Annotated in this window: 25 protein-coding genes; 9 read left to right on the top strand and 16 right to left on the bottom strand. The window is 71.6% G+C overall.

Going from position 1 to position 24911, the window contains the following annotated elements:
• Nucleotides 1-171: 171 nt before the first annotated feature.
• On the bottom strand, nt 172-1380 hold the full coding sequence (locus OG852_RS34510) for a D-alanyl-D-alanine carboxypeptidase family protein (protein WP_330349990.1): 1209 nt from the start codon (nt 1378-1380) through the stop codon (nt 172-174).
• A gap of 250 nt (nt 1381-1630) precedes the next feature.
• Here OG852_RS34510 and OG852_RS34505 point away from each other — a divergent pair, with 250 nt between their 5' ends.
• Both OG852_RS34505 and OG852_RS34500 read left to right on the top strand, forming a co-directional pair.
• Nucleotides 1631-3097, top strand: coding sequence for an ABC transporter permease (locus OG852_RS34505; RefSeq protein ID WP_330349989.1), 1467 nt, complete (start codon nt 1631-1633; stop codon nt 3095-3097).
• A 111-nt stretch (nt 3098-3208) separates the two neighbouring features.
• A complete protein-coding gene (locus OG852_RS34500; RefSeq protein WP_330349988.1) occupies nt 3209-3979 on the top strand; it encodes an ABC transporter ATP-binding protein in 771 nt (256 codons plus the stop codon).
• Between the two features lie 78 nt (nt 3980-4057).
• Here OG852_RS34500 and OG852_RS34495 read toward each other — a convergent pair whose 3' ends face one another.
• The gene (locus OG852_RS34495) at nt 4058-4384 is read right to left on the bottom strand and encodes a nuclear transport factor 2 family protein (RefSeq protein ID WP_133909903.1); all 327 of its coding nucleotides are present in this window, start codon (nt 4382-4384) and stop codon (nt 4058-4060) included.
• Nucleotides 4385-4528: 144 nt separating this feature from the next.
• Here OG852_RS34495 and OG852_RS34490 point away from each other — a divergent pair, with 144 nt between their 5' ends.
• Together OG852_RS34490 and OG852_RS34485 are read left to right on the top strand one after the other, a co-directional pair.
• Nucleotides 4529-5095 (top strand): DoxX family protein, encoded by a 567-nt coding sequence (locus tag OG852_RS34490; RefSeq protein ID WP_330349987.1) that lies wholly within the window; start codon nt 4529-4531, stop codon nt 5093-5095.
• A 26-nt stretch (nt 5096-5121) separates the two neighbouring features.
• The gene (locus OG852_RS34485) at nt 5122-5466 is read left to right on the top strand and encodes a MazG-like family protein (protein WP_330349986.1); all 345 of its coding nucleotides are present in this window, start codon (nt 5122-5124) and stop codon (nt 5464-5466) included.
• An 11-nt stretch (nt 5467-5477) separates the two neighbouring features.
• Here OG852_RS34485 and OG852_RS34480 read toward each other — a convergent pair whose 3' ends face one another.
• From OG852_RS34480 to OG852_RS34415, 14 genes are all read right to left on the bottom strand, one after another.
• A complete protein-coding gene (locus OG852_RS34480) occupies nt 5478-6281 on the bottom strand; it encodes a DUF6182 family protein (protein ID WP_330349985.1) in 804 nt (267 codons plus the stop codon).
• On the bottom strand, nt 6278-7477 hold the full coding sequence (locus OG852_RS34475) for a hypothetical protein (protein ID WP_330349984.1): 1200 nt from the start codon (nt 7475-7477) through the stop codon (nt 6278-6280). The genes OG852_RS34480 and OG852_RS34475 overlap by 4 nt, the downstream gene beginning before the upstream one ends.
• On the bottom strand, nt 7474-8376 hold the full coding sequence (locus tag OG852_RS34470) for a class I SAM-dependent methyltransferase (protein ID WP_330349983.1): 903 nt from the start codon (nt 8374-8376) through the stop codon (nt 7474-7476). The genes OG852_RS34475 and OG852_RS34470 overlap by 4 nt, the downstream gene beginning before the upstream one ends.
• Nucleotides 8373-10085 carry a GH3 family domain-containing protein gene (locus tag OG852_RS34465; RefSeq protein WP_330349982.1) on the bottom strand — a complete coding sequence of 571 codons (1713 nt, stop codon included), beginning with the start codon at nt 10083-10085 and terminating at the stop codon, nt 8373-8375. Before OG852_RS34465 ends, OG852_RS34470 begins: the two co-directional genes overlap by 4 nt.
• Nucleotides 10072-10746 carry a hypothetical protein gene (locus OG852_RS34460; RefSeq protein WP_330349981.1) on the bottom strand — a complete coding sequence of 225 codons (675 nt, stop codon included), beginning with the start codon at nt 10744-10746 and terminating at the stop codon, nt 10072-10074. Before OG852_RS34460 ends, OG852_RS34465 begins: the two co-directional genes overlap by 14 nt.
• A gap of 43 nt (nt 10747-10789) precedes the next feature.
• Nucleotides 10790-11590, bottom strand: coding sequence for a class I SAM-dependent methyltransferase (locus OG852_RS34455; RefSeq protein WP_330349980.1), 801 nt, complete (start codon nt 11588-11590; stop codon nt 10790-10792).
• A 70-nt stretch (nt 11591-11660) separates the two neighbouring features.
• The gene (locus OG852_RS34450; RefSeq protein WP_330349979.1) at nt 11661-12332 is read right to left on the bottom strand and encodes a putative quinol monooxygenase; all 672 of its coding nucleotides are present in this window, start codon (nt 12330-12332) and stop codon (nt 11661-11663) included.
• The gene (locus tag OG852_RS34445; RefSeq protein WP_133909895.1) at nt 12319-13188 is read right to left on the bottom strand and encodes an NAD(P)H-binding protein; all 870 of its coding nucleotides are present in this window, start codon (nt 13186-13188) and stop codon (nt 12319-12321) included. The genes OG852_RS34450 and OG852_RS34445 overlap by 14 nt, the downstream gene beginning before the upstream one ends.
• 252 nt (nt 13189-13440) lie before the next feature.
• The gene (locus OG852_RS34440) at nt 13441-13968 is read right to left on the bottom strand and encodes a YceI family protein (RefSeq protein WP_067244883.1); all 528 of its coding nucleotides are present in this window, start codon (nt 13966-13968) and stop codon (nt 13441-13443) included.
• A 154-nt stretch (nt 13969-14122) separates the two neighbouring features.
• The gene (locus tag OG852_RS34435; protein ID WP_133909894.1) at nt 14123-15550 is read right to left on the bottom strand and encodes an MFS transporter; all 1428 of its coding nucleotides are present in this window, start codon (nt 15548-15550) and stop codon (nt 14123-14125) included.
• A 384-nt stretch (nt 15551-15934) separates the two neighbouring features.
• Entirely contained in the window at nt 15935-16714 is a 780-nt protein-coding gene (fabI, locus tag OG852_RS34430) for an enoyl-ACP reductase FabI (protein WP_330349978.1), read from the bottom strand.
• A 253-nt stretch (nt 16715-16967) separates the two neighbouring features.
• Nucleotides 16968-17456, bottom strand: coding sequence for a hypothetical protein (locus OG852_RS34425; protein WP_330349977.1), 489 nt, complete (start codon nt 17454-17456; stop codon nt 16968-16970).
• Nucleotides 17457-17645: 189 nt separating this feature from the next.
• Nucleotides 17646-18887, bottom strand: a complete 1242-nt coding sequence (locus tag OG852_RS34420) for an MAB_1171c family putative transporter (protein WP_330349976.1) — start codon at nt 18885-18887, stop codon at nt 17646-17648.
• Between the two features lie 29 nt (nt 18888-18916).
• Nucleotides 18917-19297: a hypothetical protein gene (locus tag OG852_RS34415; protein WP_330349975.1), complete on the bottom strand. Its 381-nt coding sequence runs from the start codon at nt 19295-19297 to the stop codon at nt 18917-18919.
• An 810-nt stretch (nt 19298-20107) separates the two neighbouring features.
• Between OG852_RS34415 and OG852_RS34410 the strand changes: the two genes are divergently transcribed.
• The 5 genes from OG852_RS34410 (at nt 20108) to OG852_RS34390 (ending at nt 24863) form a co-directional block, all read left to right on the top strand.
• Nucleotides 20108-21562 carry an FAD-dependent monooxygenase gene (locus OG852_RS34410; protein ID WP_330349974.1) on the top strand — a complete coding sequence of 485 codons (1455 nt, stop codon included), beginning with the start codon at nt 20108-20110 and terminating at the stop codon, nt 21560-21562.
• 80 nt (nt 21563-21642) lie between these two features.
• Nucleotides 21643-21972 carry a TcmI family type II polyketide cyclase gene (locus OG852_RS34405; RefSeq protein ID WP_133909889.1) on the top strand — a complete coding sequence of 110 codons (330 nt, stop codon included), beginning with the start codon at nt 21643-21645 and terminating at the stop codon, nt 21970-21972.
• On the top strand, nt 21969-23270 hold the full coding sequence (locus OG852_RS34400) for a beta-ketoacyl-[acyl-carrier-protein] synthase family protein (protein WP_133909888.1): 1302 nt from the start codon (nt 21969-21971) through the stop codon (nt 23268-23270). The genes OG852_RS34405 and OG852_RS34400 overlap by 4 nt, the downstream gene beginning before the upstream one ends.
• Before the next feature lie 31 nt (nt 23271-23301).
• Complete coding sequence (locus OG852_RS34395) at nt 23302-24516, top strand: ketosynthase chain-length factor (protein ID WP_133909887.1); 1215 nt, start codon at nt 23302-23304, stop codon at nt 24514-24516.
• A gap of 77 nt (nt 24517-24593) precedes the next feature.
• Complete coding sequence (locus OG852_RS34390; RefSeq protein ID WP_133909886.1) at nt 24594-24863, top strand: acyl carrier protein; 270 nt, start codon at nt 24594-24596, stop codon at nt 24861-24863.
• The last annotated feature ends 48 nt before the right edge of the window (nt 24864-24911 follow it).

The raw sequence follows: 24911 nt of genomic DNA, 5'->3' as shown, positions 1-24911 counted from the left end.
GACTTATGCTCAACTCTTCTCCACGAGAACTTCACACTTCGCACACGGAAGTTCCGTACCTTGAGCCACATCGAGGGGGGGGAGGAGCAGCCGTCCCACGGCACCGGAGGGGGGTGGATCTCGCATGGGACCGCGAGATGCGCGCCGGGAGCCGTGGGGCGGCTGCCACCTTTACCGGGTGGGGGGTGCCGGGTCCCTCGGCTGCGGGTTCGTTGTGGTTTCTCGCGCCCCTCGGCGGAGCCGCAATGTGACAGGGCCCCGTGTCCCTTCAGGGTGTTGGCCCGCCCGGAGTTTTCTGCGCGCCGTGAAGGCGCCTGCCGCCAGGACGGTCAGGGCCCCCGCTGCTCCCAGTGCGCCCCAGCCCGTGCGCGAGTCGGCGGCCTCGGTCGTGGCCGCCGAGCCTGCGTGGGGGGCGGCGGAAGGTGAGGCCGGGGTGCCGCCCTCGCTCAGGGGCTCGACCAACCTGCCCACCGGAGCGGCCGAACTCCCCCTTCCGAAGCCCCAGTCCAGGAGGTCGGCCGTCTCCTCGTAGACCGCGTTGTTGCCGCTCTCGGGGTGCAGGACGGTGACCAGGAGGGTCCGGCCGTCTCGGGTGGCGGCGCCGGTGAAGGTGTTGCCGGCGTGGGTGGTGTAGCCGTTCTTGACGCCGATCATGCCCGGGTACGGGGTGACGCCGTACGTCCCGGACAGGAGGCGGTCGGTGTTCTCGATGCGGAAGGTCTTGCGGCCCCCGGCGGGGAAGTCGGCGGCCTTCGTGGCGCAGTAGGCGCGGAAGTCGGCGTCGCGCAGGCCGTGGCGGGCGAAGAGGGTGAGGTCGTAGGCCGAGGAGAGCTGGCCGGTGTGGTCGTAGCCGTCGCAGGAGACGACGTGCGTGTCCAGCGCCTGGAGGTCGGCGGCCAGCGCCCGCATCTCGGCGACGGTCCTGGCGACCCCGCCGTTCATGAGGGCGAGGATGTGCACGGCGTCGTTGCCGGAGCGCAGGAACACGCCCTGCCAGAGCTGCTCGACGGTGTAGGTGAGTCCGGGCCTGAGGCCGACGAGGCTGGACCCGGCGGGGATGTCGGCCAGGTCGGCGTCGGTGACGGTGTAGCGCTCGGTGCGTTCGAACTTGCCCAGCACGGTGTCCGCGAACAGCATCTTCAGCGTGGAGGCGGGCGCCAGGCGGCGGTGCGCGCGGTAGGAGGCGAGCACCTCGCCGGTGTCGTGGTCGGCGACCAGCCAGGCGCGGGCCGTGAGCTTCTTCGGCAGGCCGGTGGGGACGGCCGCCTGGACGCCGTCGCGGGCGAGCCGGGCGCCGCCGATCACCGTGCCCGTCGCGGCGGCCGCGGGAGCGGCGAGCGCGGTGAAGGACAGCAACGAGCGTCGGGAGAATGCGTGCACGGCGGGACCGTACAAGGGGATCCTGTGGGCGGCAAAACACCGTGACCGTCGGCCAGCCAACCCCTTCGACCTGGGAAAACCCCCTCCACAGCTTAGGAATGAGCTGTCTGATGGAATTCTGATCCGGGGGCCCGGAATCGGCCCTCATTCTCAGTCCTTACACATCTTTTACTCAGTCCGGCTCAAAGGTTCCTCCCTAGTTTTTGGTCACCGCGCCCACAGCGGGCGCCAAGAACCTTCGAGGAACGGGATGTTTGGCATCTATCTCAAGCGCGAGCTGGGCCGGCGCAAGAAGGCGGCCCTGGTCATCGCACTGGGTCTGGCGCTCGGTATCGCGCTGGTCATCACCGTCAACTCGGTGTCGGCCGGTATGACGCAGGCACAGGACAAGGTCCTGCAGTCGCTGTACGGCCTCGGCACCGACATGACGGTCACCAAGGCCCGTACGGCGCCCTCCGGCAACAGCTCCGGTCAGCCGAGATTCGAGTTCGACGCGAAGTCGAACGACGACGACACCGAGCAGAGCTCCGACCGGGTGATGACGCAGGGCGGTCAGGCCCTGAAGTCCTCGCTGGTGACGAAGGTCGCCCAGCAGAAGGGCGTGGCGGAGGCGGTCGGCGCGATCACCCTGAACGTCACCAAGGTCAACGGCTCCTTCACGCAGGGCAAGGCGCAGAGTTCCAGCGGCAGCAGCGGCAACCAGGGCGGCCCCGGCGGCGGCCAGGGCGGCGGCTCGACCGCGGCCCCGCAGGTCCAGGGCGGGGGCGCCTCCTTCGACGTGAACTCCTACTCCGTGGCCGGTGTGGACGTCACCCACCAGGACCTCGGCCCGCTGGCCAGCTCGAAGATCACCTCGGGCAAGACCTTCACCTCCGCGCAGACCAACGCGAAGGTCGTGGTCATCAGCAAGTCGTACGCCAAGGAGAACAAGTACAAGGTCGGCGAGACCCTGAAGATCTCCGGCACCAAGTACACGATCATCGGTATCGCGACGCCCGACAGCAGCGAGTCCACCACCGACGTCTATCTGCCGCTGAAGCAGGCGCAGACCCTCGCCGACGCCAAGAACCAGGTCACCACGATCTACGTCAAGGCGACCGACTCCCAGCAGATCGACACCGTCAAGGCGACGATCCAGAAGAACATCTCCGGTACGACGGTCACGACCTCCGCCGACCTCGCGGAGACGGTCTCCGGCTCCCTGTCCACCGCCTCCAACCTGGCGACCAGCGTCGGCAAGTGGCTGTCGATCGCCGTCCTCGCCGCCGCGTTCCTGGTGGCCGCGCTGCTCACCTCCTCGGCCGTGTCCCGCCGCGTGCGGGAGTTCGGCACCCTGAAGGCGCTCGGCTGGCCGAGCCGCCGGGTGACCCGCCAGGTCGTCGGCGAGTCCATCGTGAACGGTCTGCTCGGCGGCGCCCTCGGTATCGCGCTGGGCCTCGCGGCCGCGTACGCGGTGACCGCGATCAGCCCCAAGCTCACGGCCGAGCTCGGCAACACCGGCGGCGGTGGCGGCATGGGCGGCGGCCCCGGCGGGGGCGGCCCCGGCCAGCAGTCGGCCTCCAACACGATGGAGATCGCCCTGTCGGCGCCCGTCTCCACGACCACCATCGCCCTCGCGGTGGGCCTGGCGGTGGCCGGCGGTCTGATCGCCGGTGCGATGGGCGGCTGGCGCGCCTCCCGGATGCGGCCGGCGGACGCGCTGCGCAGCGTGTCGTAACCCGCCGAATCCCCCCTGAGCAGGGGCGCCGCGTGACCCCTTCCCCCCGGCACCCGGCGCCCCACCCCCTTCTCTTCTTCTCTCTACGCGGCTACGGAGCTGGAGCACCCCATGTACAGACTGACCGGCGTCACCAAGCGCTACTCGCGCGGCAAGGAGACGGTGGAGGCCCTGCGCGGCATCGACCTGACGATCGAGGACGGCGACCAGCTCGTCATCCAGGGCCCGACGGGCGGCGGCAAGTCCACCCTCCTGCAGATGATCGGCGGCCTGGACCGCCCCACCGAGGGCAGCGTCGAACTCGACGGCGTCGACCTCTCCCGGATCAGCGAGGCGAAGCTCACGCGACTGCGCGCCGAGAAGATCGGCATCATCTTCCAGTCCTTCAACCTCATCCCGACGCTGACCGCGCAGGAGAACGTCGAGACGGCGCTGGTCCCGCTGGTCGTGAAGCCCGCCGAGCGTCGCGAGCGCGCGGCGGAGGCCCTGCGCTCGGTGGGCCTCGGCGAGCGCCTCGGCCACGCGCCCTCGGAGCTCTCCGGCGGCCAGCAGCAGCGCGTCGCGATCGCCCGCGCGCTGGTGAAGAAGCCGAAGGTCCTGCTCGCCGACGAGCCCACCGGCAACCTCGACGAGGGCACCCGCGACGACATCATGGCCCTCCTCGAAGGCCTCTGGCACGAGTACGGCCTGACCTTCATCATGGTCACCCACGACTCGTCGATCGCCCGCCGCGCGCCCCGCCTGGCCACCATCAAGGCCGGCCAGATCACCCTGACCGAGCAGGGCCGCCCCGGCGGGGACGCCTACACGCCGGCACCGCGGCACCAGGAGCCGTACGCGGGCCACGGCACGCAGCAGGGGCAGGGCTACCAGAGCCACTGAGCCCGCTCGCACGTGCCCTGAGGGGCCGTTCACCCAGCTGGTCGGGTGCGCGGCCCCTCTTCTCCGCTCCGCCGGGTTCTACGCCTGCCCGGTCTCGAACCGCGAGATGTGTCCGTCACCGGTGACGTCGAAGTGCCACCGGGTGCGCATCTCGCCCCAGGTGTCATTGCGGTAGTTCACGACGAGGTCGTGGCCGTCGTTCGACTGGTTGACGACGTCCATGTGACCCCGGGGGGAGAAGATCTCCCGGTCGATCCACTGGGCGACGTCGCGGTCGGAACCGTCGTCGGCCATGGTCGCGTCGGAGGTGAGGATCTTCAGGAACGCCTCCTGATCACCGTCGTTGACGGCGTTGACGAAGGCCCGGACGGCCGGGTCGGTGAGTTTTCCGGTCTGGATCGTCATACGGGCAGCGTCACACCGCGCCAGGACCCCCGCCACCCGAACGGCGCGCGGGAGGGGGCGGGGACGTGTGGGGGATGCGACGGTGGATACGCGAGGGGGGTCGTCCTGCTGTCTTCTGCCTTCCGCCGTCTCCAGGGAGTCACCGTGACCACCTCTTTCAACCGGCATGACGTGGGTCTGCTGCTGCTCCGGCTGGGCGCGGGCGGGGTACTGGCCGCGCACGGCACGCAGAAGCTGTTCGGCTGGTTCGGCGGTCACGGTCTGGCGGGCACCGGCCAGTTCATGGAGTCCGTCGGCTACGAACCCGGCAAGGCCAGCGCGACGGCGTCCGGCCTGGCCGAGACGGGTGGCGGCCTGCTGCTGGCCCTCGGCCTGGCCACCCCGGCGGCGGGCGCGGCGGCGGCCGGCGGAATGGCGGGCGCGGCGGCCGTCCACACCCCCAACGGCTTCTTCAACGCGGAGGGCGGCTACGAGTACGCGGCCACCCTGGGCCTGGCCGCCACGGGCCTCGCGATCACGGGCCCGGGCCGCCTCTCCCTGGACCACGCCCTCGGCCATGTCCTCGACCGGGGCTGGATGGTCCCGACCGCCCTCGCGGCGACGGGCCTGATGGCAGCACTGGTGGTGGGCACCCGCAACCGGCGCGTACGGCGCCGGGAGGAGGGGGAGCAGGCGGCGCTGTTCGACGAGCAGGAGCTGCTGCTCGGCTGACGTACGGCTCATGCCAAGCTGCCGTCATGACTGAAGCCTCCTCCCCCTCCCCCAGCTCTGACATCTGGCCCACGATCGACGCCCTCTGGACCTGGCTGAACACCCACCGCGCCCACGACGGCCAGGAGGGCCTCCTCCTGCGCATGCTGAAACTCTCGGAGGAGGTCGGCGAGGTCGCGGAGGCGGTCATCGGAGCGATGGGGCAGAACCCACGCAAGGGCGTCAGCCACAGCTGGGAGGACGTGCAGGGGGAGCTGTGCGACGTCGTCATCACGGCGCTGGTGGCGCTGCGGACGCTGACGCCGGAGCCGGAGAGGGTGTTCGGGGAGCATTTGGGGCGGGTGGCGGAGCGGTCGCTGGGCAGGGGGTGAGGCCCGTCGGGTCACACGGTCGGTGCGGTGAGCGCCGCCGCCAGTCGCAGGCGGTCGGGACGGTGCTCGTCCGGGACGGCGCGTACGGCTGCGAAGTCGGCCCGGTGGTCCGTGAGGCGTGGGGTTCTGCGGAGGGTCAGCCGGTCTCCCGGTGCGATCAGACCGTCCAGGACGGCCTCGGCGAGGAGGTGGTTCAGGTGGATCAGGGCGTCTGCCGTCGTGCAGTCGGCGGTGGCCAGGCAGAGGTCCCGGCGGACGGGCGGGCGGACGGGTGGGCGGACCGCCCCCGCAACGTCGTACGAGGCGGGGTGGGGCACCTCGAAGGGCAGGTCCCGGCCGGTGGGGACCTGGGCCGGGGCCTGGAGAAGTCTCAGGAGGCGGCGCAACGCGGTGGTGGCCGCGCGCGGGCCCGGGGCGGTCCACGCGGCCGACCGGTCGGGTGCGAGGCGGACGAGGGGAAAGCGCGCGCCGAGTTGTTCGGGATTGCCCGCGAGGAACACGGTCCGGGTGAAGGCCCGCCGCCATGCGGTGGCCTCCTCGGCGCCCAGTCCCAGGGCGTAGGCGCAGGTCTGCCGGGCCCAGACGGCCAGATCCAGCTCGCGCACCACCACGGCCACGACGGTGTCGTGGCCGTCGTCGGCGGCGGCCGCCGCGCCGGCCGCCGCCAGTCCCGTCGGGGTCGAGAGGTCGTGGCGTGCGGCCAGTTCGGGCCGTGCGCGGCGCAGGCGCTCCGCCGCGGCGGCCCGCAGGGCCCGCTGCGCCGCTTCGGCGGCGGCGGTGAGGGTGCCGGTGGTGGTGGGCTCGTTCAGGGTCACAGGTACACGCCCGTCAGCAGGTCGCCCGCCGGGCGGCGGCGTCTGCCCAGGAGTGACGACGTCAGGCGGTAGGGGTCGATGTGGAGGTGGGCTCCGCGGTGGCGGGCCACCCGCTCGGCGAGCGGGGGCACGGGCGGCTCCGGGTCCCCGTCCGCCGCCGCCAGGAGCCGCTCGGCCCGGCCGAGACACTGGTGCAGCAGGTCGGGCCGGTGGCCCTCGGACTGCCCCGGGCCGAGTACGGCGATGAAGTACAGCCGCATGCCGAGGCGCACGGCCGCCGGGTCGTGTCCGGACCCGGCGGCGGCGAGCAGGGCGCGGGCGTCGTGGTCGTGCCAGCCGCCCTCCCGCGCGGAACGAATCCTGCCGTCGACCGGCACGCGTCCGACCGGCACCCGGACCACCGTGGGCCCGAGCGCGGTGAGGACCCGGGCGAGGCGCTGGTAGTCGGGGTCCAGCTGGCTGTCGTAGAGCAGGACGACCTCGTCGTACGCGGGTGCCAGGGGCAGGAGTTCCCGCAGGGCGCAGGCCAGGTAGTTGGGCCGGCCGTCGGCGCTCACCAAGGTCCGCAGGGGCAGGCCGTGACGGGTGAGGTCGAGGTAGACGGGGCCGCCGAGGGCCCGCTGGTCCAGGCACATCCCGAGGGTGCCGAGCCGGGCGATCACCTCGGTCAGGCCGAGTCCCGGCGGCTGGTGGGCGAGCAGTCCGGGATCGGTCAGCCCGAGTGCGGTGTACTGCTCGGCCCAGACGCGCAGGACCGTGGTGGCGGCGGGGTGGGTCCAGCCGTGTTCGACGGCCTGCGCGTACGGGCGCAGGGCGGCTGCCGGGACGTTCTCGCCGGCCGCGCGGAAGGCGACGTACAGCTCTCCGACGGCGCGCTCGTCGAGGAAGGTGTAGTCCATGTCGCCGTACCGGCGGTCGAGGAACTCCCAGAAGCCGAGGGTCTGTTCGGTGGGGTGGTAGGTGGTGTGGCTGTAGCGGAGGGTGACATCGGCGACGTGGCGGGTGGCCCGGTACATCACGTCCGACCACAGCAGTCCCTTGAGGTGACTGGGGGTGAAGGGCTTGGACGGGGTGACGGTGACCGGGGCCAGCAGCACCCGGTGCCCGGCGGGCCGGGACACGGGCCGGCGGGGCGCGGCGGCCGGGGTGACGACGGCCGTCGCCGCGCGGGGCGTTCCTGTACCGGTCCCCTTCACCGGGGCGCCCGCAGGGATCCGTGGACGAAGAAGACGCGGCCCTCGCCCGGTACGTGCCGGGGCGGTACCGGATCGGGCCAGCGGCCGAAGTCGGCTCCCTCGTCGCCGGGCTGGAGAGCCGTCACCGTGTATCCACAGGCGTCGAAGAGGGCCTCGGGCTCGTCGAAGCCCGACACCCAGGGTGTTCCCCAGCCCTCGAACACCGAGAGCAGCGGTTTCATGTGGGGCAGCGTCAGGGCGGCGGTGTTCACCAGGTCGGCGGCGATCCCGCTGCCGGGTGCGGAGCAGGCGGCGATCCTGGTCAGCAGCCGGCGCACGTCGTCCCGCGGAAGGTAGTACAGCAGGCCTTCGAGCACCCACACCGAGGGACGGGCCGGGTCGTAGCCGCTCTTTCGCAGGCTCTCCTCCCAGTCGGGTCCGGTCAGGTCGGCCGCGACGGTGCGGAGGTCCGCCTGGGGCGGCCGGCCGGCCAGCCGTCGTCCCTTGTGGCCGAGCAGAGCGGGCCGGTCGATCTCGAACCACCGGGTGCCGTCCGGCCAGGCCAGTCGCCAGGCCCGGGTGTCGAGGCCCGCGGGCGCCAGCACGACCTGTCGTACGCCGTGCTCGTGGGTGAGGTGACGCAGCCGGTCGTCGAGGAAACGGGTGCGGATGGCGTTGAAGTCGGGAGTGCTCGGCACGTCGGTGCCGTCGGTGCCGGTGCGGCGGCCGGTGACCGCGGCGATCTCGGCGAGCAGCTCTCTGCCGGGGGCTCCGGCCAGGCCGGCGGCGTAGGGGTCGGTGTACAGCCGGTCCGCGCGGCTCGACTCGGCGGCGCGCAACGCCGCGGTGAGCAGCGCGGTGCGCTCCAGCGCGGTCAGCGCCGCCGGATCCGCGGCGGTGGGGTTCTCGCGCGGGGTCATGCGCCCTCCTCCCGGGGCAGCGGGCCCGGTGCCGCGCCGCTGCGGCCGACGAGCCGCTCCCACTGGCCGGGGTCCTGGCGGAAGAGCCGGTCCTTGACCTGGGTGGGCCGCACCCCGGAGGCGACGGTGTCCTGCCAGTCGCGCCAGAAGGCGTCGGCGGGCAGCCGGAGGACGGTGGGTGTGGTGAGGCGGCCGGTGGCGCGGGCCGCTCGGTAGCCCGCCGACTCGCGGGCCAGTCCCTCGTCGAGCCGTGCGGCGAACGCGTCGGCCTCCTCGTCGTGCCACGGGCCGGCGGGCGCCACGGCGAACACGTACCGGGCGGTGCCACCGGCGGTGTCCACCCGGGTGGCGGCGTTGCGCAGTTCGACTCCGGTGGCGTCGGCGGCGCCCGACAGGGCCCGGACGACATGGGCCTCGCGCAGCCGTTCCCCGGCGTGGTCACTGCGGGTGGCGCGTCCGGCGTAGGCGACCCGGGGGACGCCGTGCGCCCGGTCGACGACCCGGACGACGTCCCCGACGGCGTAGCGACAGAGGCCGCCGACATGGCTGAAGACGACGTGGTAGTCGCGTCCCGGTTCGAGTTCCTCGGGCCGCAGGGTCGGTGCGTCGGGCACGAGGTCCTGGTCGGCGTCGACGAACTCGTACACCGAGGCGGTGAGGACGGGACTGCCCGCGCTGCCGTGCCGGTCCAGGGCGACCCCCACGGGGCCCTCGGAGGCGGCCACCGGAGCGGGCAGCACGGCCACGTCGGCGCCGAACTCCTCCCGCAGCCGGGGCAGATAGAGGGTGGCGAGACCGGTGGTCCAGCAGAACAGGGCACGCATCCTGGGCCACACGTGGGCGGGGCGCACGGTGCCGAACCGGTCGGCGAGCCGTTCCAGTTCGGCCGCGCGGTGCGGATCGGGGCTCCCATGGGGGTGCCCGCCGAGCGTGCCGTCCCGGATCTCCTTGACGATCCGCGGCCACCACAGCCTCAGTTGGTGGGGCAGGGCCGCCACCATGGCCGGGTTGATCCCGATGACGCAGCGGACGTCGGCGGCGACCGCGAGGCGCAGCCGCAGATAGGTCTTCTCCAGGTGGTCCCGCGCGTCGACCGGCACCGGCAGCCGTGCCCAGGGGGCGTCGGTGCCGGGTTCGGCGGAGAGGGGCTCGCCGAAGGTCTCGCCGAAGTCCACCTGGCTGGCGCCGACATGGGGCTTGCCGGAGCCGGTGGTGTGTGGGGCGGCGAGCGGGTCGTGCTTGAGGTTGAGCACCGCGTCGGGACGCCGGAGCACCTCGGGGAAGTGGGCGATGAGCGGTGCCCATGCCGCGTAGTAGAAGGGGAAGAACGAGGTACGCATGAACCGCGGGGTGACCGGGATCTTCTTGTGGGCGCCGGTGCTGCCGCTGCTGGTGAAGAAGACGGCGGGCCGGTCGGCGGTCAGGACGTTCGGCTCACCGGCCGCGCTCCGCTCGATCCAGGGTTCGAGATCGGCGTACGTCTGGATGGGCACCGCCCTGCGGTAGGCGTCGAGGGTGCGGATACGGCCGAAGCCGTGGGCGGTGCCGTACTCGGTTCCGGCGTTGAACTCCAGCAGGTCGGCCAGGACGTGACGCTGGTTTCCGGCCGGGTCGGCGAGGGCGGCCAGCAGCCGGGCCCGTTCCGTGTAGACCCGCGCGGTGTAGCGGTCGGCGCGGTCGGTGCCTGGCCGCGGGTCAGCCGAGTTCATGGGTGATCAGCTCCCGTACGGTGGCCGCGGTCCGCGCGGCGTCGGTCTGCTCCGCGAGGACGGTCACGGGCAGGTCCCGTATCTCCTCGCGCACGAGCCGGTCGAGGTCGGTCTGGTAGCGCTTGAAGCCGTACGGCTCCGGCTGTGGGCCGTAGTACTCGAGGCGGTTGAGGTCGGCGCCGTCCCGCGACCGGCGCCAGGCGTTCTCGGGGCTGACATCGAGGTAGATGATCCGGCCCGGCCGGGGAAAGGACCGCCACCAGGTCAGGAGGGGGTCGTCGGGCACACCGGCCAGCCGGCACTTCGCGAGGAACTTGTAGTAGTAGGAGTCGACGACGGCCGGGGTCAGCGGATCGCCGTTCATGAGCTGGTCCCGCAGATGCACGACGGCGGTGTGCATCATCGCGGCGAGGAAGTCCGGGGACCACCGTTTCTCGTGCGGTGCCACGTCCTTCACCACGTCCCGGCGCAGCCGTCCGATCAGGGCGTGCTCGGGTGCCAGGAAGGTGTCGTCGACGGAGACGAGGCGCCAGGGCGTGGCCGTGCGCCTGAACTCGGCGAGCACCGACGACTTTCCCGCGTAGTCCGGCCCGAGGAGGACGAAGAACCGCGGTACGGAGCCGGCCCGGAATTCTCCTTCTCGCGTTCCGCTGAAGGGCATGGCGCTTTCCTCTTTTTTCTCGTCCGTTCCCGCCCTTTTCCGGTCAGCCTGTTGTCGGCCGTTGTCCCCACGCGGAGATCAGCAGGGTCGTCATGTCCTGGCCCCGGGGCGTGCCGAGGGCGTCGATGAAGTCGGTGAGCTGCTCGGCCGTGACCAGGCCGCTGTCCACCAGGGTGTGTCCCTCCTGGCGCAGCCGGGTGCCGATCAGTTCGTCGTCGGCGGTCGACTGGCCGGGGCCCGCGGGGGTGACCTTCGAGTCGACGTTCGCCAGCCCCGCCCGGCTCAGGGTGGCGGGCAGGGCCCTGGCCCACCGCATGTCGGCGCCCTGGGCCTCCATCCGGCGCACATAGGCCCCGACGAGGGCTCTGCCGACCGGGGTGGGGGCGTGCTCCGCGGGGAGGTAGTAGAAGTCCTCCGCCACCAGCCAGCCGCCCGGCGCCAGCCACCGGGTGATCCGGCCGAGCGCCTCCTCGGGCTCCCGCAGATGCTCCAGGACGGCCCGGACCAGGATCAGGTCGAACGCTCCCTCGGGCAACTCGACTGCGGTCAGGTCCGCCTGACGCACGCTCAGGTTGGCGGCCCGGTCGGGTTCGAGATACCCGGTGTCGGTGTCGAGCGCGAGCACCGATCCCCCGCCCACCCGTTCCGCCAGCCAGTACGCCATGGATCCGGCGCCGGCTCCGAGGTCGAGGCACCGCCAGGTGGGCGCGAGGGGCAGCCGGCCGATGATGCCGGTGGTCACCACGTCGTACTTCTTCTCGAACAGCCGTATCTGGTCGAGCGGGGAGAGCTGCCCCTTCGTCAGCGATCCGGTGCTGCGGGCGGCCTGTGCGTCCGTGGTCATGCCTGTCACTTCCTCCGGGCGGATGCGGTCGGTCGGCGGTGGGGGCGCGGGAGGCGGGGAGACCCGTCAACTACCCGGCCGCGACGGTCTCGGCGACCAGGGTGCACAGCAGGAGGTCCGGCGGCGCGACCTCCAGATCGCCGATGTCCTGCTGTCCGGCGGCGTTGCGCGGATCGGCCATGTACGCCTCGAAGGCGTCGCGGTCGGCCCACTGCGGGTAGTTGACGTACGTCCTGCCGTCGGGGCTGATGTACGGCGTCGCCGCGATGAACCCGGGGAAGTCCTTCTTCCAGTCGCCGCTGCGGCGCAGCAGGTCCGCCATGGCCTCGGCGGCCCCGCGGTCGGCGACGTACCGGGTGGCGACGCAGACCAGGCCCGGGGCGCTGTCGGCGGCCGGTCCCCGCACTCCGGGCGACGGGACGCCACCGACCAGGTCCGTGCCGAGGGGGACGGCCCGGCCGAGGCGGCTCAGGAGGGCCTCGCCGATGCCGGCCGGGTAGGAGTCGCGGGCGCTCGCCTCGTCCCGCCAGGCCACGGAGTGCACGACGGTCGCTCCGTCGAGGCCCAGGTGGATGCGGGAGGAGAGGAATCCGTCCAGTCGGCGGATCCAGCCGTCGACCGCCTCCTCCACGGCGGTGACCGTCTGCCGCGAGGTCTGCGGTCCGTCCGTGCGCAGGGTGAGAAAGGTGCGGAACCCCTCGCCCGTCCCGTCGGGGGAGGTCATCGGCTCAGCGGAAGTCATCGGCGAACTCCACGGCCCACTCGCGGAAGGTGCGCGGTGGACGGCCGATGACCTCTTCCACCGTCGTGGTGATCAGCTCGGGCTCCTCGGTGAGCATGGCGAAGTAGTCGAGGGCACCGCTGGCGTAGGCGGGCGGCCAGCCCGCGCCGACCATGGCCTGAAGCGCGGCCTCGGCCGGTACGTCCTCCCAGCTCAGCTCGCGTCCGATCACCTCGCCGATGATCTCCACCTGCTCGATCTGGGTGAGGACCTCGGGGCCGGTGATGACCAGGCGGCGGCCCGCCAGCTCGCTGCCGGTCAGGGCGCGGACCGCGACGGCGGCGACGTCCTCCTCGTGGATGGAGGAGCGGGCGGCGGTGCCGTAGGGGGAACGCACCACCCCGCCGGCCTTGATCTGCTGGGCGTAGGAGAGCCGGGCGTTCGCCGTGAACCCGGTGGTCTGCAGGAACGTCCACTCCAGGCCGGTCTTCTCGATCAGTCCTTCCAGGTAGGCGTGGCAGTTGTTGTCGGTGTGCTCGTAGCCGATGTGCACCCCGATCGAGGAGACGAAGACGACCCGCCGGGCGTGCCGTTCGATGTGCTCCAGGACCGCCGGGGCGGTGTCGACGTTCAGGGTGAAGAACGGCCACATCAGCAGGACGGACTCCACGCCGTCGAGGGCGGGCAGCAGACTGTCGGGGTCGGCCAGGTCGCCGTGGAAGACCTCGACTCCCTCGTCGGGCAGGCGTCCCGCCCGGGGGTCGTCCGCCAGCAGCAGGACGCGGGTGGTGACACCCTCGCCGATCAGCTGACGGACCACGTTGGGGCCGACGTTTCCGGTGGCTCCGATGACCAGAGCCGTGATGTCCGCGCCCATGACCCTCTCCCTTTCCGTTGGCTTCGTTGGATTCCCGCGGTGTTCCCCTCAGGGGACCCTCGGTTTCCCGGCTGTTCTCCGGAACGGATGAATTGCGGCGCCCGTCCCGCACGGAATGTGCGACAGGGCGGCTGATTCCACGCCGGCGCTATTGCCCGGGAATTCGGGCTACAGCTTCACAGTCCGGGAATCCGACGGGCAAGGAACTTTCTCTAAGATTCCGCGAAGTTTCCGGCCGACGGTCCTGGCGGGTCAGCGCCGCTCGGCGACCACGTCGAGATCGAGGGTCAGATGGCGGCCCATGGACCCCTTGCCCTTCGTCACTCCGAAGGCGTACCGGTCGACGGTGGTGACCGCGTGGCACACCAGTCGCCGTTCGTCGCCGGAGACGGCGTCGAGGGTGAGCGCGGCCGGCTTGCTGATCCCCCGCACGGTCAGCCGCCCGTGGACCAGGTAGGCCCCGTCACCGGCCTCGACGCGCTCGCCCCGGAAGTGCATCTCGGTGTGCGTGGCGACGTCCAGGAACCCGGCCTCACGGACGTGCGCGTCCCGCTTCTCGTTGCCCGTGTCGATGCTGGCGGCGGAGACGACCGCCTCGACGGTCGAGGACTCCGCGGGATCGCCCACCACCAACTCGCCCCCGGAGACGGCGAAGGTGCCGCGGACGACGGCCAGTCCGAAGAAATTGCGGATCCGGAACCGGACCGTGGACTGTGCCGGATCGATGGTGTACGTGCCCGTCCCGGGCTTGAACTCCACCGTGTTGCCGAAAACGGCCATACTGCACTCCTCTGCGCTGTCGGAAGAAAGGGAACCGTCGTCTGCGGGCGCAGCCGGCTCCCGTACGCCACCTCCGTCCGCCGGACGCCGGGGCGGGGCCCTCGACGCGGGGCCTCGACGCGGGGTCCGGGGACGGAGGAGGAACGAGGGGCCGTCAGGCCGTGACGGGGTCCGGGCGTTCGGCGCTCGGCTCCTGGACGCGTCCCGTCTGCCGGGGCACCAGCGCGGCGGCGACGGCGGCGGACAGGACGGCCGCGGTCCCGGCCCACAGCGCGGGCGTCAGTCCGTCGACGAACTGCCGTGCGGACGCGTAGCCGCCCTGCGCGGAGAAGACCGCCGACATGGTCGCGACGCCCAGGGCTCCGCCGACCTCGCGCAGCGCGTTGTTGGAGCCGGAGGCGATGCCCTGTTCCTCGGGACGGACGCTGCTCATGACCAGGTTGGCCGTCGGGGCGAAGAAGAAACCCATGCCCAGGCCACTGATGACGAGGGACGGAACCAGTTCCGGATAGGACACGCCGGGAGACACGACCAGGGCGAGGAGCGCGAGTCCCGTGGCCTGGAGCAGCAGGCCGGTGACCACGACCGGCTGTCCGCCGAAGCGGTCGGAGAGCATGCCGGCGATCGGCGCGGCGATCATGGGCATGGCCGTCCAGGGCAGCATCCGCACACCGGCCTCCATCGGCGAGTAGCCGCCGACGTCCTGGAGGAACTGGCTGAGCAGGAAGATGGACCCGAACATGCCGACGAACATGAAGAGGCTGGCGGCGTTGACGGAACTGAAGGCGCGGCTGCGGAAGAGGCGCATCGGCAGCATCGGGTTCCTGGCGCGTGTCTCGTAGAGGACGAACACGGCGAGCAGGAGGGCGCCGCCGATCAGGCCGGTGAGGACGCGCGGGCTGGACCAGCCGTCGCCGTTGCCGCGGATCAGCGCGTAGACGATGCCGAACAGGCCGGCGCTGACGAGCGCGGTGCCGGGGAGGTCGAGCCGGGGGGAGGGGCCACGGCTCTCCTCCAGGCGCAGCAGCGCCAGGGGAAGGAGTACGGCTCCCAGCGGCACGTTGATCCAGAAGATCCACTGCCAGGAGATGTGCTCGGTGAGCGTGCCGCCGATGAGCGGGCCGGCGGCCACGGCGAGGCCGTTGACCGCACCCCAGATGCCGAAGGCGGCGCCTCGCCGCTCGGGCGGTACGGCGGCGGACAGCAGGGTGAGGGTGAGCGGCATCATGATCGCGGCACCGAGTCCCTGGACGGCCCGTGCCGCGATGAGGGCCTCCATGCCGGGCGCGAGGGCGGCACCCGCGGAGGCGGCGGTGAAGATGCCGAGGCCGACGGTGAAGAGCAGTCGGCGGCCGAACCGGTCGCCGAGGGCGGCGCCCATCATCAGGAGCACGGCGAAGGTGAGGGTGTAGGCGCTGACCGTCCACTCCAGATCACCGAGTCCGCCTCCGAGGTCCTCGCGGATGGAGGGCAGCGCGGTGGTGACCACCAGGTTGTCGAGGGCGGCCATGAAGCCGGCCACGCTGGCGATGACCAGCGTCCATAACGCGGTGTCCGGACGGGCTGCCGATCGCTGTTGCATGACACTCCTCGGGAGTTCGGTGCTCGGTGGTCGGGGCCGGCCGGCGCTGGGGCCTGGCCGGCGGATCGTGTCGGAGGAAGGCGACGGTGGCCGATCGCCGCGGGTGGGCGGGGTGCGGTGCGTCCGGCCGCGCGGCGGGAAGGGCGTCGATGCGGGGCATCGGCCGCCGCCGACGACGCGGGTGCGCGTGCCGGACCGCGCGTCCGCGGCACCGATCCCCTACGGGGTGTCTCGAAAGTCCTGTGCGGTGCCCGCGGTGTCCGGTGCGTGCTCTCGGCGTGCCGGACGAAGGCCCTCGTACTGGACGTACTGGGGGTTTCGGCCGGTGCGGCGGGAGTACGTGCCGGGCGCCGCGGGTGCTGTGCGGGACTTTCGAAACACCCCCTAGCCGCCGACCGCGTGCAGGCCGCCGTCGACGTGGACGATCTCGCCGGTCGTCTTCGGGAACCAGTCGGAGAGCAGGGCGACCACACCCCGTGCGGCCGGCTCGGGGTCGTTGATGTCCCATTCCAGGGGGGAGCGCTCGTCCCAGACCCTGACCAGGTGGGCGAAGCCCGGTATGGAGCGTGCGGCGACCGTCTTGACCGGGCCGGCGGAGACCAGGTTCACGCGGATGTCCCGTTCGGCCAGATCGCGCGCGAGGTAGCGTGACGTCGATTCGAGTGCGGCCTTGGCCACGCCCATCCAGTCGTACATCGGCCAGGTGACCTGCGAGTCCAGGCTCAGGCCGACCACGGATCCGCCGCGTCGGTCCAGCAGCGGCACGAGCGCCGTGGTGAGGGACTTCAGGGAGTACGCGGAGATCTCGACCGCCGTCGCCACCGAGGACCAGGGGGTGTTGAGGAAGTTGCCGCCGAGGGCGTCCTGGGGGCTGAAGCCGATGGAGTGCACGACGCCGTCGAGACCGACGCCTTCGCCGAGGTGTTCGCCGACCCGGGCGGCGAGGCTGTCCAGGTGCTGCGGGTTCTGGACGTCGAGTTCGACGACGGGGGCCGGCTTCGGGAGCCGCCGTGCCGCCCGCTCCACGACGGCGAGCCGGCCGAAGCCGGTCAGGACGACCTCGGCCCCCTCCTCCTGTGCGAGACGCGCCACGTGGAAGGCGATGGAGAAGTCGGTCAGGACGCCGGTGACCAGGATGCGCTTGCCTGCGAGGATTCCACTCATGGTGCTCAGTGACCCATGTCCAATCCGCCGTCCGGACAGGACAGGACGGCTCCGGTGGAAGTGGTGTGTGAGGCTGCCGATCAGGAAGGGGCACGGCATTCACCGCCCCGCCTGCCGGTAAACTATACTTTACTTGCGGCCGGGAGGACCACACCATCCGCTCCCGCGCCAGAAATCGCGAGGGACCGGCCGCACACGCCGGACCGGAAACCGGGCGGCACCGAGGGGAAAGGCTGTCGACGGGCCGGGGACGTCAGCCGCGGTCCGTCGCCGAGGGGTCGGCCTGCGCGTCGAGGGCGTCGAGCATCTGAAGGAGCTGACGGCGCATCGCGGGGGTCATCTCACCCGCGCGCATGGCGATGGTGCGCACCTGACGATCAGTCAGCTTGCGCTCCAGCTCTTCCAGTTCCTCGACCTCTTCGACGCCGAGCAGATAGGCGGCCGTGATGTGCGGCATGCCGGGCGTGCGGCGCTCGTCGAAGAACTTGGCGATGGCCTTGACGACCGCGATCGTCGGATTGGTGTTGCGCCCGGAGCGCAGGGCCGCGAGGTAGACACGGGAGACCGTCGTGTCGTGGGAGGGATCCTCGGTGATCTTCCGGGCCACGTACGGCGTGGAGTACGACTGGGTGCGGCCGTGGTCGTCCTCGTACGTCACGGACGCGAAGAGTCCGTTCAGGCACTGGGTGAAGTCACCGGCGGGCCGGGGCCAGCTCGCGGTGCCACTGTCACCACCCGCCACTGCCTGCTCCTCTCCACGCCTGGTGAAAGCGCATACCGGCTCCGACATTACAGGAGAAAACCCTGAGCAGACAGCGTGTCCCGCTTGACCGCCGTGCGGCGGCGGCGACGCCGCGCCGGCCCGACGGACGGTACCGCACCGGTGGCACGGGGCGCGTGCGAACGGCAGGACCTCCCGGGACACCAGGTGTCAGTGGTGTGCGGACCCGGGCGTCCCCGTGTGCGGACGGGACGGGGTTGCAGGGACCTTGCCCGACGCCTGAAGGGTTGTCAACGCTCTGGACAGACCCACCAGCCAGCGCGCGTCCGAGTCCAGGTCGTGGCCGCCGCCGTCCGGGACGGCGCAGCGCTCGTCGGCGGGGGCGTCACCGGCCCTGCTCTCCAGTGCCGCGGCCACCACCGCGGCACCCGTGTGGAGGTCCAGTTCCCGGCCCGCGAGTCCGCGGGCCTGCCCGGCGGCCCGCGCGTCGCGCTCGACGTCGAGGGAGCAGTACGGCGTGAGCCGGACCAGCCCGTCCCGTATCTCGATCACCCGCCGGTAGTAGGCGCGGGCGCGCCAGGGCCAGATGTACGGACCACGGGTCCACCACGGCTCGGAGGTGCGCGGCAGCGCCAGTTCGGGGTAGGCGTCGTGCAACGCCCGCCAGAGCGGACCGAGTTCGCGGAACAGGGTACGTCGCGCCACCACGGCCGTCACCCGGGAGACCAGTTCGACGGTGACGGGGTGGGTGACCCCGCCGACCAGCATCCACACGCCGAACAGGGCGGTGATGTACCAGATTCCGTTCATCAGGCTCCGCAGCCCCGGGTCCACGGTGAACATCTGCTGGGCCAGTACCGAGCAGACCTTGAGGACACAGGCGAAGAACTCGGTGACGAGCGCGACCGAGAGGATGCGCAGCGCGGCGCGCAGGTGCCGGCGGATCGCGACCACGGAGTACACCAGCGACCAGCGCATCGCCAGGGCGGCGACGCCGCCGATGTAGCCGGACACGACCACGACGAAGACGGCCGCGCCGCCGTCGTTGCGGTTCAGCCACTCGGCGGGAGAGGCGCGCAGGGCCTCGGGGGAGGCTCCCCACACCACGGTGGCGGCCGTCACCGCCAGCAGGAGGCAGGCGACGGCGAGCGTCTCGGACCGGTCCTCCTCCGGTCCCGCGGCCGATCGGCGGAAGAACTGGAGCAGCCAGAAGGCGGCGCACATGCAGACCGCGCTGGCGACCAGCACGTTGAAGCCCCTGGTCGCGGTCAGCAGCCAGGAGTAGAGGCCGGGGTGGAAGAGCAGCAGGGCCGCCGCGATGCAGACGGTGCACCAGGCGATGGCCTTCAGGGGCCGGTCGTCGGGCGCCCGCCGGGCGTGGACGACGCGGCTCGCCGCGCACAGACACACCATGAGGTCGATGTAGCCGCAGATGAACGTCCTGAGGTGCACGGTTCACCCCGTACCGGGCAGTGTGCGGGTCACAGCCAGGAGGTCCCGTTCCTGAGGGCCTGCCCCATGCGTTCGAGCACGGGGTCCTCCGGGGCGGCGGGGCCGTCGAGGCCCTGGCAGACACCGCGCATGGCGGACCGTTCCAGGATGATCGTGGCGATCAGCTCCGCCTCGAGCTCCTCCTCCGAGTCGTAGACCGTGCGCAGGCGTACGGGGCCGGCGCCCGGGTCGTGGCGCGGGACCGTCGAGGACGCGGAGAGATGGCCGACCAGGATGTGGCCGACCTCGTGAAGAATGATGTGGTCCTGGTGCGGACGCGTGGTGTCCTGCTGGTAGAAAATCACGTCGGCGGTCTCGGTGGCGACGCAGACACCCAAGGGGCCGGGCGACTCGAGCGGGTACGGAATCAACCGGATTTCTCGTCCCCGGTGCTCACCCAAACGCCTGCATAATTCGTGCACATCGAGCGGATATCCGACCTCGAGGTCTCGTAAAAGACTGCGGCATCGCCGCCGCAACCTGCGCTTCCTCATACTCCCCCTACGAAAGTATGTGCTGTACGGATATCTGCGGGCCCGACAACCCTAACCCACCGGACCGAGCGACACAAATATTTACATGTCCGTAACATGCGGCAGCCCCGGTTCCGGAGGCTGACTAATTCGATCACCGTACCCGAGCCCCCTCCGCAGCAAACAGACGGATCGACGGCGCCCCCCCGATCCAATAGATAATTCCAACGGCCACTCACGGAAAATCCGTCCGGCGCGCCGACTTGCGTCGACGGAGACGGGCCCACCCGATCGCGGGCGTCACGCCGCGAGGCGGACGGCCCCGAGCGGTGCCACGCCGGGGGTCAATTCAGGACAAGAGGCCGGATACAGGCGGCAAGCGGAACTCCGCAACGCCTAGCGAAAACTTCACCCTGGCTTAGAGGAAGGTCCTTGACCGTCCCTCGGCCGAACAACAAAGCTAAGGGTCACCGCCTGACGGACTGCCGCCGGCGGCCGGGGAAGACAATCGATCGCTCTATCGCGACGCCCTGCACATCCCAGCGATCCCCGAGAAACGGGCCGAGAATTCTCCACTCGATTTCCTGACGCATTTCTCCTGCGGAATCGGTGTGCCCGGTCCGGTCTCTCCCGAGTTCACAAACAGGGCGATCCACGGTTTCACGATGCCGAAGACAAGCCGAGCGGTTCGGTCGAGGAGGGTGGTTCATGGACACCGCGGTGATAGTTGTGGGAGCCGGTCCCGCAGGGCTCATGCTGGCCGGTGAGTTACGTCTGGCCGGCATCGAGGTGACGGTGCTGGAACGACTTCCCGAGTCCACCGGGGAGTCCCGCGGGCTCGGCTTCACCACCCGCACCATGGAAGTGTTCGACCAGCGGGGACTGCTGCCCCGTTTCGGCGAACTGGAGACGAGCGCGCAGGGGCACTTCGGCGGCATCCCGCTGGACCTGTCCGTTCTCGACGGCGCGCACCTGCCCAACAAGACGATCCCGCAGTCGCGCACCGAGGGCGTCCTTGAGGAGTGGGCCGCCGAACTGGGCGCGGACATCCGGCGCGGACACGAGGTGCTCTCGCTGTCCCAGGGCCCCGACCACGTCGAGGTGGAGGTCCGCGGTCCGCGGGGAACGCGGCGGCTGCGCGGCGCCTACCTGGTCGGCTGCGACGGCGGGCGGAGCACCATCCGCAAACAGGCGGGCTTCGACTTCCCGGGCACTGCCGCCACGCTGGAGATGTATCTGGCCGACGTACGCGGTCTCGATCTGCGCCAGCGCATGATCGGGGAGACGCTCCCCGGCGGCATGGTGATGGTCGGTCACCTCGACGGCGGCATCACCCGTCTCATCGTGTGCGAGGGCGGCACCCCGCCGAAGAAGCGCACCGCGCCCGTCCCCTACGAGGACGTGGCGGCGGCCTGGCAGCGGCTGACCGGCGAGGACATCTCCCACGGTGAACCGGTGTGGATCAGTTCCTTCGGGGACGCCACCCGCCAGGTCACCGAGTACCGCAAGGGCCGGGTGCTGCTGGCCGGCGACTCCGCCCACATCCATCTGCCCGCCGGCGGCCAGGGGATGAACACCAGCCTCCAGGACTCCGTGAACCTCGGCTGGAAGCTCGCGGCGGTGGTGCGCGGCACCGCGCCGCAGTCGCTGCTGGACACCTACCACAGCGAGCGCCATCCGGTCGGAGCGCGGCTGATGATGAACACCCGGGCCCAGGGACTGCTGTTCCTCAGCGGCTCGGAGATGCAGCCGCTGCGCGATGTGCTGCGCGAGCTGACCGCCCACCCGGACGTCACCCTGCATCTGGCCCGCATGGTGAGCGGCCTGGAGATCCGCTACGACGTCGGGGAGGGCGACCACCCGCTGCTCGGCCGCCGGCTGCCGCACACGGAACTCGTCGGCGGCGACGCCAAGACGAGCACCACGGAGCTGCTGCACCCGGCGCGGGGCGTGCTGCTCGACCTGGCCGACGACGCCCCGCTGCGCGGGACGGCCGCGCCCTGGGCGGACCGCGTCGACATCGTCACCGCCACCCCGCACGAGACCGGCCCGCTGGCGGACACATCCGCCGTGCTGCTGCGCCCCGACGGTCATGTGGCCTGGACGGCCCCGGGCCCGCGGGATCTCGGCGCGGCCCTGGAGCAATGGTTCGGTCCCGCCTGACACGCGCCCGAGTCACCCGTCCGACCCCGCGGCGGAACCCTCCGCCCCGGTCGAAGCGCAGGCAGAAGGAGACGCACGTCATGCACAGCACTCTGATCGTCGCCCGCATGGACCCCGGTTCCGGCGGTGACGTGGCCCGTTTGTTCGGTGAGTTCGACACCACCGAGATGCCCCATCTGATGGGCACCCGGCGGCGGCAGCTCTTCTCCTACCGCGGCCTGTACTTCCATCTCCAGGACTTCGACACCGACGACGGCGGCGCCGCGATCCAGCAGGCCAAGGACCACCCGGCCTTCGTACGGATCAGCGACGACCTCAAGCCCTTCATCGGGGCCTACGACCCGGCCACCTGGCGGTCGCCGGCCGATGCGATGGCCACTCGGTTCTACCACTGGAACCCGGCCACATGAGCACCCGGCAGGGTGGGAAACGGAGGACACGTCCCGTGGGGCGTCGGGTGGTCATCACCGGAATAGGGGTCCTGGCACCGGGCGGGATCGGCGTCAAGAACTTCTGGAGTCTGCTGAGCGAGGGCCGCACCGCGACCCGCGGCATCACCTTCTTCGATCCCTCGCAGTTCCGCTCCCGGGTCGCGGCCGAGATCGACTTCTCCCCCGAGGCCCACGGTCTGACTCCGCAGGAGATCAGGCGGATGGACCGGGCCGCCCAGTTCGTCACCGTCACCACGCGCGAGGCGCTGGCCGACAGCGGGCTGGAGAGCACCGACCTCGACCCGTGCCGCACCGGCGTCACCATCGGCAGCGCGGTCGGCGCCACCATGAGCCTGGACCAGGAGTACAACGTGGTCAGCGACGGCGGCCGCCTCGACCCGGTGGACCACACCTACGCCGTACCGCATCTGTACAACCACTTCGTGCCCAGCTCCTTCGCCACCGAGGTGGCGTGGGCGGTGGGTGCCGAGGGCCCGACCACCGTGGTCTCCACCGGCTGCACCTCCGGTCTGGACGCGGTCGGCCACGCGGTGGACCTGATCCGGGAGGGCTCGGCCGATGTGATGATCGCGGGCGCCACGGACGCCCCGATCTCGCCGATCACCGTGGCGTGCTTCGACGCCATCAAGGCGACCACGTCGCGCAACGACGACCCCGAGCACGCGTCCCGGCCGTTCGACGGCACCCGCAACGGCTTCGTCCTCGGCGAGGGATCCGCCGTCTTCGTCCTCGAGGAACGGGAGGCGGCCCTGCGGCGCGGCGCGCACCTGTACGCCGAGATCGCGGGCTACGCCTCCCGGTGCAACGCCTTCCACATGACCGGGCTGCGTCCGGACGGCCGCGAGATGGCCGAGGCGATCCGGATGGCCCTGGAGGAGTCCCGGCTCGCTCCCGAGGACATCGACTACATCAACGCGCACGGCTCGGGCACCAAGCAGAACGACCGGCACGAGACCGCCGCGTTCAAACGGAGTCTCGGCGAGCACGCCCGACGCGTACCGGTCAGCTCCATCAAGTCGATGGTCGGCCACTCGCTGGGCGCGATCGGCTCCATCGAGATCGCGGCGTCGGCGCTCGCCATCGAGAACGACCTAGTGCCGCCGACGGCCAACCTGCACACCCCCGACCCCGAGTGCGACCTGGACTACGTGCCGCTGACCGCCCGCGAGTGGCGCACCGACACGGTCCTGACGGTCGGCAGCGGATTCGGCGGCTTCCAGAGCGCCATGGTCCTGACCACGGCCGATCGCGGCTGACAGCCCCTGCACGGGCAGAGAGGAGCACGGCGTGACACAGGCAGCCGTGATCACCGGCGTGGGCGTCACGGCCCCCAACGGGCTCGGTACGAAGGAGTACTGGGACGCGACCCGCGCGGGCCGCAGCGGCATCGGACCGGTCACCCGCTTCACCGCGGACGGCTACCCGTCCCGGATCGCGGGTGAGGTCCCCGGCTTCGTGGCGGAGGAACACCTGCCGAGCCGGCTGATCGCGCAGACCGACCGGATGACCCGGCTGGCGCTGCTGGCGGCGGACTGGGCTCTGGCGGACGCCGGCATCGAGCCGGAGGAACTGCCGGAGTTCGACGCGGGCGTCATCACCGCGAGCTCCTCGGGCGGCTTCGAGTTCGGCGAGCGCGAGCTGCGCAACCTGTGGAGCAAGGGCGGGGCCCACGTCAGCGCCTACCAGTCGTTCGCCTGGTTCTACGCGGTCAACACCGGCCAGATCTCCATCCGGCACGGTATGCGCGGCCCCAGCGGGGTCGTCGTCAGCGACCAGGCGGGCGGTCTGGACGCCCTCGCCCAGGCGCGGCGGCAGATCCGCAAGGGCTCCCGTGTCATCGTCTCCGGCGGGGTGGACGCCTCGATCTGTTCGTGGGGCTGGGTCGCCCAGCAGGCGGGCGGGCGGCTGAGCACCAGCGACGACCCGGCGCGCGCCTACCTGCCGTTCGACGCGGAGGCGGGCGGCCATGTGCCGGGCGAGGGCGGCGCGATCCTCGTCCTGGAGGACGCGGAGGCGGCCCGCCGTCGCGGGGCCCGGGTGTACGGCGAACTCGCCGGGTACGCCGCGACGTTCGACCCCGCCCCGGAGAGCGGGCGTCCGCCGGGGCTGCGCCGGGCGATCGAGCTGGCCCTGGACGACGCTCGGCTGGCTCCGGACGAGATCGACGTGGTGTTCGCGGACGCGGCGGCCGTACCGGAACTGGACCGGGTGGAGGCGGAGGCCCTGAACGCGGTGTTCAGGCCGCGCCAGGTCCCGGTGACGGCTCCGAAGACGATGACCGGCCGGCTGCACTCCGGAGCGGCGCCCCTCGACGTCGTCGCGGCCCTGCTGTCCATCCGGGACCGCGTCATCCCGCCGACGGTCAACGTGTCGCCGGACCAGGGTTACGAACTCGACCTGGTGACGGGGCAGCCCCGGTCCGCGGACGTGCACACCGCGCTGGTGGTGGCCCGCGGGCAGGGCGGATTCAACTCCGCGGTCGTCGTCCGGCGCGCCGGCTGACCGCGGCCACAGCGCGCCCCTGACGGCGGGGGCGCGCGCCCCTCACGACCCCCACACGACAGGGAGTGACCAGCCAGATGAGCAACCGTCCCTTCACCATCGACGACCTCAAGCGGATCCTGCACACGTCCGCGGGCGTGCCCGAAGGGGTCGACTTCGACGCGGACATCCTCGACGTCGCCTTCGACAACCTCGGCTACGAGTCGCTGGCGCTGCTGGAGACCTGCGGCAGCATCGAGCGCGAGTTCGGGGTCAGCATCGACGACGACTCGATGACCATCACCGACACCCCTCGCACCCTGCTGCGGCTCGTCAACGACCAGCTCGTGGCCGCCGGCGCGCCCTGAGCGCGGGTGCCGCCGCCGCGGACCCGCCGGGCCCGGACCGCACCACCA

The sequence above is a fragment of the Streptomyces sp. NBC_00582 genome (assembly GCF_036345155.1).
GTDB lineage: Bacteria > Actinomycetota > Actinomycetes > Streptomycetales > Streptomycetaceae > Streptomyces.
The sequence above is the reverse complement of the archived record's forward strand: the minus strand, read 5'-3'. Positions and strand labels throughout refer to the sequence as shown.

Bases quoted from the DNA above. Each gene is read 5' to 3' on its own strand.
- OG852_RS34410 (WP_330349974.1), top strand. From the start codon at position 20,108: ATGGACACCGCGGTGATAGTTGTGGGAGCCGGTCCCGCAGGGCTCATG.
- OG852_RS34455 (WP_330349980.1), bottom strand. From the start codon at position 11,590: ATGACCACGGACGCACAGGCCGCCCGCAGCACCGGATCGCTGACGAAG.
- OG852_RS34460 (WP_330349981.1), bottom strand. From the start codon at position 10,746: ATGCCCTTCAGCGGAACGCGAGAAGGAGAATTCCGGGCCGGCTCCGTA.
- OG852_RS34500 (WP_330349988.1), top strand. From the start codon at position 3,209: ATGTACAGACTGACCGGCGTCACCAAGCGCTACTCGCGCGGCAAGGAG.
- OG852_RS34495 (WP_133909903.1), bottom strand. From the start codon at position 4,384: ATGACGATCCAGACCGGAAAACTCACCGACCCGGCCGTCCGGGCCTTC.
- fabI (WP_330349978.1), bottom strand. From the start codon at position 16,714: ATGAGTGGAATCCTCGCAGGCAAGCGCATCCTGGTCACCGGCGTCCTG.
- OG852_RS34470 (WP_330349983.1), bottom strand. From the start codon at position 8,376: ATGACCCCGCGCGAGAACCCCACCGCCGCGGATCCGGCGGCGCTGACC.
- OG852_RS34505 (WP_330349989.1), top strand. From the start codon at position 1,631: ATGTTTGGCATCTATCTCAAGCGCGAGCTGGGCCGGCGCAAGAAGGCG.
- OG852_RS34390 (WP_133909886.1), top strand. From the start codon at position 24,594: ATGAGCAACCGTCCCTTCACCATCGACGACCTCAAGCGGATCCTGCAC.
- OG852_RS34465 (WP_330349982.1), bottom strand. From the start codon at position 10,085: ATGAACTCGGCTGACCCGCGGCCAGGCACCGACCGCGCCGACCGCTAC.
- OG852_RS34485 (WP_330349986.1), top strand. From the start codon at position 5,122: ATGACTGAAGCCTCCTCCCCCTCCCCCAGCTCTGACATCTGGCCCACG.
- OG852_RS34435 (WP_133909894.1), bottom strand. From the start codon at position 15,550: ATGCAACAGCGATCGGCAGCCCGTCCGGACACCGCGTTATGGACGCTG.
- OG852_RS34445 (WP_133909895.1), bottom strand. From the start codon at position 13,188: ATGGGCGCGGACATCACGGCTCTGGTCATCGGAGCCACCGGAAACGTC.
- OG852_RS34400 (WP_133909888.1), top strand. From the start codon at position 21,969: ATGAGCACCCGGCAGGGTGGGAAACGGAGGACACGTCCCGTGGGGCGT.
- OG852_RS34440 (WP_067244883.1), bottom strand. From the start codon at position 13,968: ATGGCCGTTTTCGGCAACACGGTGGAGTTCAAGCCCGGGACGGGCACG.
- OG852_RS34405 (WP_133909889.1), top strand. From the start codon at position 21,643: ATGCACAGCACTCTGATCGTCGCCCGCATGGACCCCGGTTCCGGCGGT.
- OG852_RS34450 (WP_330349979.1), bottom strand. From the start codon at position 12,332: ATGACTTCCGCTGAGCCGATGACCTCCCCCGACGGGACGGGCGAGGGG.